This is a genomic window from Streptomyces sp. WAC04114, from assembly GCF_019733245.1.
Taxonomy (GTDB): domain Bacteria; phylum Actinomycetota; class Actinomycetes; order Streptomycetales; family Streptomycetaceae; genus Streptomyces; species Streptomyces massasporeus_A.
Genome location: NZ_JAIGQA010000233.1, coordinates 1 through 11329, shown reverse-complemented (window position 1 = coordinate 11329; position 11329 = coordinate 1). Strand labels below are relative to the sequence as shown.

Sequence of the window (11329 nt, the reverse complement as noted above, 5' to 3'; positions counted from 1 at the left end):
GGTGGCGGTGTCCCGCCCCAGCTCCACGGTCATCGCAACCGTGTCGCCGGGCCGGGCCACCGCCACCTCACCGAGGTCGACCACCCCCACCACATCCGCGGTCCGGATGTAGAACTGCGGCCGGTACCCGGAGGAGACGGGCGTCGTCCGCCCACCCTCAGGGGCCGACAGGACGTAGACCTGCGCCGAGAAGCGCCGCCGCGGCTTCACACTCCCCGGCGCCGCGACCACATGCCCCCGCCGCACGGCATCCCGCGGCACCCCCCGCAACAACAACGCCACGTTGTCCCCGGCCTGCGCCTCCTCCATCGGCTTCCCGAAGGTCTCCAGCCCCGTGACCACCGTCTCGACACAGGCCCCGAGCACCTCGACCCGGTCACCGACGCGCACCACGCCCCGCTCGACCGCCCCGGTCACCACGGTCCCCCGCCCGGTGATGGTCAGCACGTTCTCCACCGGCAGCAGGAACGGCGCGTCCAGATACCGCTCCGGCATCGGCACATACGTGTCCACCGCGTCGAGCAGCGCCTCGATCGACGCCGTCCAGAGCGGGTCCCCCTCCAGCGCCTTCAGACCCGAGACGCGTACGACGGGTACGGAGTCGCCGCCGTAGCCGTGCGCGGTGAGCAGGTCGCGGACCTCCAGCTCGACCAGGTCGGTCAGCTCCTCGTCGCCCGCGTCGGCCTTGTTGAGGGCGACCACGACGTGGTCGACGCCCACCTGCCGGGCGAGCAGGACGTGTTCGGCCGTCTGCGGCATGATCCCGTCGAGCGCGGAGACGACGAGGATCGCCCCGTCGAGCTGGGCGGCGCCGGTGACCATGTTCTTGACGTAGTCGGCGTGGCCCGGCATGTCGACGTGCGCGTAGTGCCGGGTGTCGGTCTCGTACTCCACGTGCGCGATGTTGATGGTGATGCCGCGCGCCGCCTCCTCGGGCGCGCGGTCGATCCGGTCGAACGGCACGAACGCGCCACTGCCGCGGTCGGCCAGGACCTTGGTGATGGCGGCGGTCAACGTGGTCTTGCCGTGGTCGACATGACCCATCGTGCCGATGTTGAGATGCGGTTTCGTACGGACATAAGCCGTTTTAGACATGGCTGTACCTCGAAGCGTCTGCTCAGCGAAGAAGAAGTGGGACCCCGAGGACCTGCCCGACCCTCCCCTTGCGGGATCCGCCGGACGAACCGGAGAGGGTCAGCTTCGGGCGCCGTCCATGACGGCCGTGAGATCGACGACGGCAGCCTTCGGGGCATCCGTGACCACGGATGCTGCGAGGGCGAAGGCGTGCCGGAACATGTCCTCGATCATTGCCGACGCTTTACCGCACGTCGAATGGTTTTCGGTGGCCCGCGCACGGGGTCGGGCACCGCCGGCTGTGACGCTCGTGAGACGAACCATACGGCGATCACACACATTTGTCGGTTAGTGTCACCGGATGCTCGATGCCACCACCCGCTCTGGGGGCACCGCCACGGCCTCTCCCCGGGCCACCGCCGCGGAGCTCGCCGTCGCCGTTCCCCCGGCAACGACCGTCTCGCCCGCCGTACCGACCCATCTCGCCGCTCGCTGCACCAGAGTTCTGCTCTCCCCGTGGTCGCGGCTGTCCCTGCTCGTCGTGCTGCTCGCCGCCGGCGCGTGCGGGGTGCTGCTGTTCGAGCCGCAGCGGCTGCTGACGGAGGGCTGGCCGCCGCAGCTCGGTGGCGCCGCCGCGGCGGCGGTGTTCACGGTGGCGTACGGCGTGTGCACCGTGGCGTTCGTGCCGAGGCCGCTGCTGAACCTGGCGGCCGGCGCCCTGTTCGGTTCGCAGCTCGGCCTCGGCGTGGCCCTGACGGGCACGGTGCTCGGTGCCGGGATCGCCTTCTGCCTGGGCCGGGCGCTGGGCCAGGACGCCCTGCGGCCCCTGCTGCGGGGGCGCTGGCTGAAGGCCGCGGACGGGCAGCTCAGCCGGCACGGCTTCCGGTCGATGCTGATGGTGCGCCTGTTCCCGGGGGTGCCGTTCTGGGCCGCGAACTACTGCGCCTCCGTCTCCCGCATGGGTCTGCTGCCGTTCCTGCTGGCCACGGGCCTCGGCTCGATCCCGAACACCGCCGCCTACGCCGTCGCGGGCGCCCGTGCCTCCACCCCGACCTCTCCCGCCTTCCTGATCGCCATGGCGTGCATCGCCCTGCCCGCGCTGGGGGGCGTGGTGGTGGCCTGGCGCAAGCGGCACCAGCTGCGCCGCCTCTGACGCGCCGTCACGCCCGGGGCCCGGACGAGTGTCCGCCCCGGGCCGGCTGTCCCGGTCAGACCCGTTCCAGGACCATGGCGTTGGCGAGTCCGCCCGCCTCGCACATGGTCTGGAGCGCGTAGCGGGCGCCCCGTTCCCGCATGGCGTGCACCAGCGTCGTCGTCAGCCGGGTCCCGCTCGCGCCGAGGGGATGCCCGAGCGCGATGGCCCCGCCGTGCACGTTGACCCGGGCGAGGTCGGCGCCGGTCTCCTGCCGCCAGGCCAGTACGACGCTGGCGAACGCCTCGTTGACCTCGAACAGGTCGATGTCGTCGAGGGTCAGTGAGGCCCTGCGCAGCACCTTCTCGGTCGCCGGGATCACGCCCGTGAGCATCAGCAACGGGTCGGAGCCGGTCACGGCGAAGCTGTGCAGCCGGGCGAGCGGGCGCAGCCCGAGCCGGGCCGCCATCTCGCTCGACGTGATGAGCACCGCCGAGGCCCCGTCGTTGATCGGGCTGGCGTTGCCCGCCGTGACGTTCCACTCGATCTGCGGGAAGCGTTCGGCGAAGCCGGGGTCGTGGTAGGCGGGCTTGAGGCCGGCGAGGATCTCGGGGGTGCTGCCGGGCCGAACGCACTCGTCGCGCGTGACGCCTTCCAGTGGCGCGACCTCGGCGTCGAAGAGCCCGTTCTCCCAGGCCGCGGCCGCCTTGCGGTGGGAGGAGACGGCGAAGGCGTCCAACTGCTCGCGGCCGATCGACCACTTCGCGGCGATCAGCTCGGCGCTGACACCCTGCGGAACGAGCCCCTCCGGGTAGCGCTCGGCGACCCCGGGGCCGAAGGGATCCTTGCCCGCCGGCACGTTCGACCACATCGGCACCCGGCTCATCGACTCGACCCCGCAGGCCACGACCAGGTCGTAGGCGCCCGAGAGCACCCCCTGCGCCGCGAAGTGCACGGCCTGCTGGGACGAGCCGCACTGGCGGTCCACGGTGGTCGCCGGCACCGACTCCGGGAAGCCCGCGGACAGCACGGCGTAGCGGGTGGTGTTCATGGCCTGCTCGCCGACCTGGTCCACGGTGCCGCCGATGACGTCGTCGATGAGCGCCGGGTCGACCCCGGAGCGCTCGACGAGGGTGCGCAGGGTGTGGGCGAGGAGCTCCACGGGATGGATGTGCGCGAGGGCGCCGTTGGGCTTGCCCTTGCCGATCGGGGTGCGTACGGCTTCGACGATGACTGCGTCACGCATGTGCGGGCCTCCACGACTACCGGTGAGTAGGAAATCCGAACTCACCGTAGCCCGCAGGGTTGGAAATTCCAACCCTCTTCTAGACTGAGCGCCATGGCCGCCAGCAAAGACCCGCGCCCCTGCTCCATCGCCGACACCCTCGCGCTCGTCGGCGAGAAGTACTCCCTGCTCGTGCTGCGGGAGGTGTGCCTGGGCAACGGCCGGTTCGACCAGCTGGTGCGCAACATCGGCGCCCCGCGCGACATCCTGGCCACCCGGCTGCGCCGGCTCGTCGACGCCGGGATCCTGGCCAAGCACCTCTACAGCGAGCGCCCGCAGCGCTTCGAGTACCGGCCGACCCCGGCCGGTCTGGAGCTGGAGCCGGTGCTGATGACCCTCATGGCGTGGGGCGACCGCCATCTGCGGGCGGACGGTGACCGGCCGATGGTCCTGGAGCACTCCTGCGGCCGCCCGCTCGCCCCGGCCGTCACCTGCCGGGCCTGCGGCGACGAGGTGCGCCACGAGGACCTCACGGCCCGCCCGCAGGCGCCGGGCTGGACGGTGACCGGACCCAGCGCCGCCTGATCGCCCTGGTCAGCGGCGGCTTCCAAACCCCTGTGTCCTGGCGGCCTTCCGGGGACGCTACGCTTCCCCCTCGGCGCACATGATCCCCCGTTCACCGCAACGGCGGCCCGGTGTGCCCGTCGTCCGTTCCCACGATCGGCACTTGGACTCCGCTACCTCATGTCTTGGTTCGAATCACTCATCCTCGGACTCGTCCAGGGGCTGACCGAGTTCCTCCCCGTCTCCTCCAGCGCCCACCTGCGGCTGACGGCGGCCTTCTCGGGCTGGGAGGACCCGGGCGCGGCCTTCACGGCGATCACGCAGATCGGCACCGAGGCAGCCGTGCTGATCTACTTCCGCAAGGACATCGGGCGGATCATCTCGGCCTGGACGCGCTCGCTCACGAACAAGGCGCTGCGCAGCGACCCGGACGCCCGGATGGGCTGGCTGGTCATCGTCGGCTCGATCCCGATCGGTGTGCTCGGCGTGACGCTGAAGGATCAGATCGAGGGACCGTTCCGCGATCTGCGCGTCACCGCGACCATGCTGATCGGCATGGGCATCGTCCTGGGCGTCGCCGACCGGCTCGCGGCCCGCGACGAGAGCGGCGGCAAGCACCGCGCGCCCAAGCAGCGCAAGGCCCTGGAGGACCTGGGCGTCCGGGACGGCCTGATCTACGGTGTCTGCCAGGCCATGGCGCTCATCCCGGGCGTCTCCCGCTCCGGCGCCACCATCAGCGGCGGCCTGTTCATGGGCTACAAGCGCGAGGCCGCGGCCCGCTACTCCTTCCTGCTCGCCATCCCCGCGGTGCTCGCCTCGGGCGCGTTCGAGCTGAAGGACGCCACGGAGGGAGGCCATGTGTCGTGGGGTCCGACGATCTTCGCGACGATCATCGCCTTCGGCGTCGGGTACGCGGTGATCGCGTGGTTCATGAAGTTCATCTCGACCAAGAGCTTCATGCCGTTCGTCTACTACCGCATCGCGCTCGGCATCCTCATCATCGCCCTGGTCAGCATGGGTGCCCTGAGCCCGCACGCGGCCGAGTCGGCGGGCTGACCCGGGACGGGTTCCCGGGCGATGTGACCCCGCTCTCGTGACCAACCGCATAGGGATCGCGTAGCCGTCCGGTAGCGGGCTGTCAGTGGCTGCCCCTAGGCTTGTCCGCATGTCCCCCGATTTCGTGACCCCTGGTTCCGTGCGGTCCGCTGCCGAGGTCAACGACGAGATCCGTGCGCTGTGGCAGCGCACGGGCGGCACCCTGTCGGCCGAGGAGCGCGCGGAGTACGAGCTGCTCGTCGTCGAGTGGGCGGCCGCGATCCGAGCCGGCGTCGTCAAGGCGGCCTGAGCAGCCTCCGCCGTCGCCGTTCCACCCCCTTCCCTGCGCTTTCTAGGCGCGCAGCCGCGCCAGCACCTCGTCGTCGAGGACCAAGGGCCGCTCCTCGGGCAACAGCCCCGCGGCCGCCTCCAGTTGCCCCGCCCGCACCAGGCCGTGGATCTCCGTGGCGAGCGGCGTGACGTCCTCGATCCCCACGATCCACTCGTCCGCGTAGCGCGCGGCGGCCTCCCCGGCGAGCCCCAGCTGAAGCGACCGGTGCGGGAGCGGGTTGAGGTGCAGGTCCCGTTCCGGATCCCACTGCACCCGCGCGGGCGCCTGTCTCAACTGCCGCTTCCAGGAGGCCTGGTCGCCGTGCAGCGCGGGGACGTGATGGGACAGGCAGGCATTGCGCAGCGCCCAGAGGAAGCCCTCGCGGTCGATCTCGATCGCCAGGACGGTCTCCTGGCCCTCCTTGGTGCCCCAGCCGCAGCGGTACATCATCCACAGGAACGACGGCTTGATCCATGTCATGCGCTCCCGCTTCCACGCGCCCGGGAAGCGGCCCTGGCGGGCGGCGGGGCCGCCGATCTCCGGGCGGTAGGCCTGGTAGACGGTGATCGTGGACCCGGTGTGGCGGGCGCGCACCTGGTACTTCGGTTCGTGTCGTTCGTTCACGACGGACAGGCTGGGCCCCGCTGCCCCTCGGCGGCCACCGAATATCGCTCACGCACGGCTCTTGGCCCGGCCCTCGCCATGCCCAACACTGATCCGATGACGCAGCGCGTGGAGCTCGCCACCGTGAGGGACCGGCTGGCCGTGGACGGGCTGATCACCGACTACGCGGTGGCGGTCGACGACGGCGACTGGGAAGCGTACCGGGGGCTGTTCGCCCCGCGCGGGCGGGCGGACTACCGCTCGGCCGGCGGCATCGAGGGAGAGGCCCGGGCGGTCGCCGCGTGGCTCGCGGAGAGCCTGCGGCTGTTCCCGATGCGGCAGCACCTGATCGTCAACCGGCGGGTGCGCTTCGGGATCTGGGAGCAGGACACCGGCGACACCGCCGAGGTCCAGGCCGACTATGTCAATCCCATGGCCACCACCGGGCCCGCCCCCGACTTCGTGTGCGGCGGCCGGTACTCCTTCGCGGCGCTGCGCACGGACGACGGCTGGCGGCTGAGCGAGGTGGTCGTACGGGAGAAGTGGCGGCGCCTTCCCGAGCCGAAGAGCGCACCTGTCGCCCCCTGACCCGGCTCGGGTGCAGCGGCGGCGCCTTCCCGGGCCGGACAAGGCACCTGTGGTCAACTGACCCGGCGTCCTGTGTCCTAGATCGTCCGCAGGGCGCACACTGGAGGCACCCGCGGGTAGGAGGCGCCTATGAAGACGCTCGGCCACTGGCTCGCCTCCCCCTGGCGCCGCTCGGCCGCCGCGGCGGTCGCGGGCGCCCTCCCCGTCCTCGCCTTCCCCGCGCCGTCGCTGTGGTGGTGCGCCTACGCCGCCCTGGTCCCCTGGATCCTGCTGCTGCGGACCGCGCCGACGGGGAAGCGGGCCGCCCTCGACGGCTGGTGCGGCGGCCTCGCCTTCATGCTGGCCATGCACCACTGGCTGCTGCCGAGCCTGCACGTGTTCACGATCGTCATCGCAGCCCTCCTCGGCGCCCTGTGGGCCCCCTGGGGCTGGCTGGTGCGCCGTCTCCTCGGCGGTCTTCCCTCCCCCGGCCGGGTCGCGGTGGCGCTGGTGGTACTGCCGTCGGGCTGGCTGGCCGTCGAGCTGGTCCGCTCCTGGCAGGGGCTCGGCGGCCCCTGGGGCATGCTCGGCAGCAGCCAGTGGCAGGCGGAGCCCGCACTGCGGCTCGCCTCGGTCGGCGGGGTGTGGCTGCTCAGCTACCTGCTCGTGGCCGTCAACGTCGCCGTCGCCGTCCTCGTCGCGGTCCGCCGGGCCCGGATGCCCGCCGTGGCCGGTCTGGTCGCCACGGCCGCCGCCACCTCCGCCGCCTGGGCCTTCTCGCCCCGCCCCGCCGTGGACGGCCAGGTCAGGATCGCCGTCGTGCAGCCCGGCGTCATCGTCGGCCCGGGCGGCCGGTTCGACCGCGAGGAGCAGCTCACCCGCCGGCTCGCCGGCCAGGACGTCGACCTGATCGTCTGGGGCGAGAGCAGCGTCGGCTTCGACCTCGGGGACCGGCCTGGTCTCGCCCGGCGTCTGGCGGACCTGTCCCGCGCGACGGGCGCCGACATCCTGGTCAACGTGGACGCCCGGCGTTCCGACAAGCCCGGCATCTACAAGAGTTCGGTCCTGGTCGGGCCCGACGGCCTGACCGGCGAGCGCTACGACAAGATGCGGCTCGTGCCGTTCGGCGAGTACATCCCAGCCCGGTCCCTGTTCGGCTGGGCCACCTCCGTCGGCAAGGCCGCGGCCGAGGACCGCAGGCGCGGCTCGCAGCCGATCGTGATGAACGTCGGGGACGGCCTGCGCGTGGGCCCGCTGGTGTGCTTCGAGACCGCCTTCCCCGACATGACCCGCCATCTCACGCGGGAGGGCGCCGACGTGCTGATCGGCCAGTCGTCGACCTCCACGTTCCAGCACAGCTGGGCGCCCGAGCAGCACGCGTCGCTGGCCGCGCTGCGCGCCGCCGAGACCGGCCGCCCCATGGCGCACGCGACCCTCACGGGCGTCTCCGCCGTCTACGGCCCGGACGGACGGCGCATCGGTTCATGGCTGGGCACGGACGCCTCGGCCGCGCGGATCTACGACGTCCCCCTCGCCCACGGCACCACGCCCTATGTCCGCCACGGCGACTGGACGGTACACGCGGCGATGGTGATCCTCGCCCTGTGGGCTGTCGGCGAGGGCGCACGGACGCTGCGGCTCAGGCGGTCCGCTCCTGAACCGCGCGTACCACCCGCTCGCACAGTTCGTGGGTCTCCAGCGCGTCCCGGGCGCTGAGCACCTTGCCGGCCCGGACCGCGTCGAGGAACGCGAGCACCGCCTGCTCGATGCCGCGCTGACGGGCCACCGGCACCCAGTCCCCGCGCCGCCGCACGGTCGGCTGCCCCTTGTGGTCGACCACCTCGGCGAGATTGATCACCTGCCGCTTGGTGTCCTGCCCGGACACCTCGAGAATCTCCTCGGCGGAACCGCTGAGCCGGTTCATCACGCCGAGCGCGATGAAGCCGTCCCCGGCGAGCTGGAGCACCACGTGGTGCAGCAGCCCGTCCCGGACCCGGGCACGCACCGTCACGTCGTCGACCTCGCCGGGCACCAGGAACCGCAGGGTGTCGACGACGTGGATGAAGTCGTCGAGGATCATCGAGCGGGGTTCCTCCGGCAGCCCGATGCGGTTCTTCTGCATCAGGATCAGCTCGCGCGGGTGGTCCGCGCACTGCGTGTAGCCGGGGGCGAAGCGCCGGTTGAAGCCGACGGCGAGGCTCACGTCCCGCTCCTCAGCGAGCGCCACCAGCCGCGCGGAGTCGTCGAGTTCGTAGGCGAGCGGCTTGTCGACATAGGTCGGCACGCCCGCCTCCAGCAGCCGCGTCACGATCTCCGGGTGCACGAGCGTGGGCGCGTGCACGAAGGCCGCGTCGAGGCCCGCCGCGAGCAGGGAGTCGAGGGTGGTGTGCCGCCGCTCCGGCGGGATGTGCAGGCCCTCCGCGACCCGGTCCAGTGTTGCGGGCGTACGGGTCTGCAGGTGCAGTTCGACCCCGGGCCGGCAGGCGAGGACCGGGAGGTAGGCCTTCTGTGCGATGTCACCGAGTCCGATGCAGCCGACCTTCACGGGGTGATCTCCTCCAACGGTTGCCTGCCGGGGTCTGCCCGGAAGCATACGGCCGCTGCGGGGGCGCCCAGTCGGCGATGCCGTCGAAGCTGCGCAGGAACAGGGCGGGCCCGGCTTTCGACAGTGCGGCGACGGCCGAGTCGCGCACGGCCATGCCGGCCCGGCTGCTCATGAGGCTGAGCCGGGCCGCTTTCACGGCCTGGCGTGCGATGGCGGTCGTGCGGGGCAGCCGGGCGGCGGTGTAGGCGGCGAGGTCGTCGCAGTGGTGGGCGAGCGTGACGGCGTCCTCGATCGCCTGGTTGCCGCCCTGGCCGAGGCTCGGGGGCATGGCGTGTGCGGCGTCGCCGAGCAGGGCGGCCCGGCCCTTGTGGTAGGCGGGCAGGGGTACGGCGATGTGGTGCACGTCGTGACGCAGGACGTCCTCGGGCCGGGCGGCGGCGAGCACGGCCGGGATCGGGTCGTGCCAGTCCCCGAAGCGGCGCAGCAGCTCGGACTTCTCGTCGTCGGGCGCCCGGCCGCCGGCCGGGGTCAGGGCGGCGCCGTAGGCGTAGACGCGTCCGTCCTTCAGCGGGTGGGTGCCCCACAGGCGGCCCCGGCCCCAGGTCTCGTGCGAGGAGAACCGGGCGCCGGGGACGGGGATCATGACCCGCCAGGTGGTGAAGCCGGAGTAGACGGGCCCCGGATGGCCGGGGAAGAGCGCCCCGCGCACGGCGGACCGGACGCCGTCCGCGCCCACCACCAGGTCCGCTTCGAGTTCGCCGTCCGTGGTCGTGACGCGGGCCGCCCGGCCGGGTCCTCCGCTGTCGGCGAGCACCGCGGCGGCGTCCGTGCGGACGGCGTCCGCCGGGAGCAGGGCGGCGAGACGCTCGATCAGGGTGGCGCGGGGCAGCAGCACGAGCGGGCCGCCGAAGCGCTCGGCGGCGGCCTCGGCAGAGGAGCGGGAGAGCCACCGCCCGCTCGGAGCGCGCAGGCCGCCGTCTCCCGACCAGGCGGCGAGGTCGCGGACCTCGTCGCCGAGGCCGATGACGTCCAGTGCGCGCAGGGAGTTGGGCGCGAGGGAGATCGCCGCGCCGACCGGCTCCAGCGAACGGGCCCGCTCCAGCACGGTGACCCGCAGACCGCGCCGGTGCAGGGCGACCGCCGCGGTCAGGCCTCCGATACCGCCGCCGATCACGACGGCGTGCCCGGGTTGCGCCATGGGTCCTCCTCGTCTGTGACTACACCTGTAGTGACGCCATCGACGTTACTACAGGTGTAGTCGGACGGGTAGCGTGAGCCCCATGTCCACCAGCACCGCCGGTCCCAGCCGCTCCGACCTCGTCGCCGACACCGCCCTCGCCCTGCTCGCCGAGCGCGGGATGCGCGGCCTCACACACCGGGCGGTCGACGAGGCGGCCGCACTCCCCCAGGGCTCCACGTCGAATCTCGCCCGGACCCGGCAGGCCCTGCTGGAACTGGCGGTGCGGCGGCTGGCCGACCGTGAGGCGCGGGTGCTGGCCCTGCACGAGATGCCGGACCCGGCGGCCGGGACCGACTCGCTGGTGGACGCGCTGGCCCTGGCGGCCCACCGGGCCCTGACGGACAACCGCGCGCTGACCCTCGCCCGGTACGAACTGGCCCTGGAGGCGACGCGCCGCCCCGAACTACGGGCCTACTTCGACGCCACGGGCGCCCGATTCAGGGACCAGCTGACCGCCCTGGTCACCGGCATGGGCTCGACGGACCCGGCCCGGCACACCCTGTCGCTGATCGCCTGGGCGGACGGGCTGATGTTCAGCTGTGTGGCGGGATCGTTCGGCGCGGACACACCGAGCCTGGAGGAGGTCCGGGCCGGCCTGCGGGAACTGCTGAAGGGCATGCTCGGGGACTGAAAATCTTGTGGTGCGGCGGAGGCGGCTCGGACAGGATGCGTCCATGACGAACGAACGCCGAGAGCCCGCCACCACCGCCGACGAGCGCACGATGCTGGAGGGCTGGCTGGACTACCACCGCCAGACCCTCGCCTGGAAGTGCGAGGGCCTGACCGACGCCCAGCTGCGCACCGCCGCGGTGGAACCGTCCGAGCTGAGCCTGATGGGACTGGTGCGGCACATGGCGGAGGTCGAGCGGGGCTGGTTCCGCAAGGTGCTCACGGCCGAGGACGCCGGCCCGATCTACTACACCGAGGAGGATCCGGACGGCGAGTTCCATCTGTCCGAGTCCGACACATGGGAGGAGGCCTACGCCACCTGGCAGTCCGAGATCGAGACCGCC

General features: G+C 72.4%; 13 protein-coding genes. 8 read left to right on the top strand and 5 right to left on the bottom strand.

Features of this window, described 5'->3' with window-relative positions; translation table 11 throughout:
* Positions 1-1095 (bottom strand): elongation factor Tu (tuf, locus tag K4G64_RS35715; protein WP_221760051.1); only part of this gene is annotated, 1095 nt, incomplete at its 3' end.
* A 340-nt stretch (positions 1096-1435) separates the two neighbouring features.
* Here tuf and K4G64_RS35710 point away from each other — a divergent pair.
* A complete protein-coding gene (locus tag K4G64_RS35710) occupies positions 1436-2227 on the top strand; it encodes a TVP38/TMEM64 family protein (protein WP_221760050.1) in 792 nt (263 codons plus the stop codon).
* A 55-nt stretch (positions 2228-2282) separates the two neighbouring features.
* Here the strand turns inward: K4G64_RS35710 and K4G64_RS35705 are convergent, their stop codons facing one another.
* Positions 2283-3452, bottom strand: a complete 1170-nt coding sequence (locus tag K4G64_RS35705) for a thiolase family protein (protein WP_221760049.1) — start codon at positions 3450-3452, stop codon at positions 2283-2285.
* Positions 3453-3545: 93 nt separating this feature from the next.
* Between K4G64_RS35705 and K4G64_RS35700 the strand changes: the two genes are divergently transcribed.
* The 3 genes from K4G64_RS35700 (at position 3546) to K4G64_RS35690 (ending at position 5340) form a co-directional block, all read left to right on the top strand.
* On the top strand, positions 3546-4016 hold the full coding sequence (locus K4G64_RS35700; RefSeq protein WP_221760048.1) for a helix-turn-helix domain-containing protein: 471 nt from the start codon (positions 3546-3548) through the stop codon (positions 4014-4016).
* A 159-nt stretch (positions 4017-4175) separates the two neighbouring features.
* Complete coding sequence (locus tag K4G64_RS35695) at positions 4176-5051, top strand: undecaprenyl-diphosphate phosphatase (RefSeq protein WP_221760047.1); 876 nt, start codon at positions 4176-4178, stop codon at positions 5049-5051.
* 109 nt (positions 5052-5160) lie between these two features.
* Positions 5161-5340, top strand: coding sequence for a hypothetical protein (locus K4G64_RS35690; RefSeq protein ID WP_221760046.1), 180 nt, complete (start codon positions 5161-5163; stop codon positions 5338-5340).
* 42 nt (positions 5341-5382) lie between these two features.
* On the opposite strand, the gene K4G64_RS35685 is transcribed toward K4G64_RS35690, so the two are convergent.
* Positions 5383-5985, bottom strand: a complete 603-nt coding sequence (locus K4G64_RS35685; RefSeq protein ID WP_221760045.1) for a DUF4291 domain-containing protein — start codon at positions 5983-5985, stop codon at positions 5383-5385.
* A 96-nt stretch (positions 5986-6081) separates the two neighbouring features.
* On the opposite strand from K4G64_RS35685, the gene K4G64_RS35680 reads away from it, so the two are divergent.
* Together K4G64_RS35680 and lnt are read left to right on the top strand one after the other, a co-directional pair.
* On the top strand, positions 6082-6552 hold the full coding sequence (locus K4G64_RS35680) for a nuclear transport factor 2 family protein (RefSeq protein ID WP_221760044.1): 471 nt from the start codon (positions 6082-6084) through the stop codon (positions 6550-6552).
* Positions 6553-6681: 129 nt separating this feature from the next.
* Entirely contained in the window at positions 6682-8247 is a 1566-nt protein-coding gene (lnt, locus tag K4G64_RS35675) for an apolipoprotein N-acyltransferase (RefSeq protein WP_221760043.1), read from the top strand.
* On the opposite strand, the gene K4G64_RS35670 is transcribed toward lnt, so the two are convergent.
* Positions 8171-9076: a Gfo/Idh/MocA family protein gene (locus tag K4G64_RS35670; protein WP_221760042.1), complete on the bottom strand. Its 906-nt coding sequence runs from the start codon at positions 9074-9076 to the stop codon at positions 8171-8173. The two genes, lnt and K4G64_RS35670, sit on opposite strands and share 77 nt — an antisense overlap.
* Positions 9048-10274 (bottom strand): FAD-dependent monooxygenase, encoded by a 1227-nt coding sequence (locus K4G64_RS35665; protein ID WP_221760041.1) that lies wholly within the window; start codon positions 10272-10274, stop codon positions 9048-9050. The genes K4G64_RS35670 and K4G64_RS35665 overlap by 29 nt, the downstream gene beginning before the upstream one ends.
* Before the next feature lie 82 nt (positions 10275-10356).
* On the opposite strand from K4G64_RS35665, the gene K4G64_RS35660 reads away from it, so the two are divergent.
* Entirely contained in the window at positions 10357-10947 is a 591-nt protein-coding gene (locus K4G64_RS35660) for a TetR/AcrR family transcriptional regulator (RefSeq protein ID WP_221760040.1), read from the top strand.
* Between the two features lie 43 nt (positions 10948-10990).
* A partial coding sequence (locus K4G64_RS35655; protein ID WP_221760039.1) for a DUF664 domain-containing protein occupies positions 10991-11329 on the top strand: 339 nt, incomplete at its 3' end.

Bases quoted from the DNA above. Each gene is read 5' to 3' on its own strand.
- K4G64_RS35680 (WP_221760044.1), top strand. From the start codon at position 6,082: ATGACGCAGCGCGTGGAGCTCGCCACCGTGAGGGACCGGCTGGCCGTG.
- K4G64_RS35710 (WP_221760050.1), top strand. From the start codon at position 1,436: ATGCTCGATGCCACCACCCGCTCTGGGGGCACCGCCACGGCCTCTCCC.
- K4G64_RS35660 (WP_221760040.1), top strand. From the start codon at position 10,357: ATGTCCACCAGCACCGCCGGTCCCAGCCGCTCCGACCTCGTCGCCGAC.
- K4G64_RS35695 (WP_221760047.1), top strand. From the start codon at position 4,176: ATGTCTTGGTTCGAATCACTCATCCTCGGACTCGTCCAGGGGCTGACC.
- K4G64_RS35690 (WP_221760046.1), top strand. From the start codon at position 5,161: ATGTCCCCCGATTTCGTGACCCCTGGTTCCGTGCGGTCCGCTGCCGAG.
- lnt (WP_221760043.1), top strand. From the start codon at position 6,682: ATGAAGACGCTCGGCCACTGGCTCGCCTCCCCCTGGCGCCGCTCGGCC.
- K4G64_RS35700 (WP_221760048.1), top strand. From the start codon at position 3,546: ATGGCCGCCAGCAAAGACCCGCGCCCCTGCTCCATCGCCGACACCCTC.
- K4G64_RS35705 (WP_221760049.1), bottom strand. From the start codon at position 3,452: ATGCGTGACGCAGTCATCGTCGAAGCCGTACGCACCCCGATCGGCAAG.
- K4G64_RS35665 (WP_221760041.1), bottom strand. From the start codon at position 10,274: ATGGCGCAACCCGGGCACGCCGTCGTGATCGGCGGCGGTATCGGAGGC.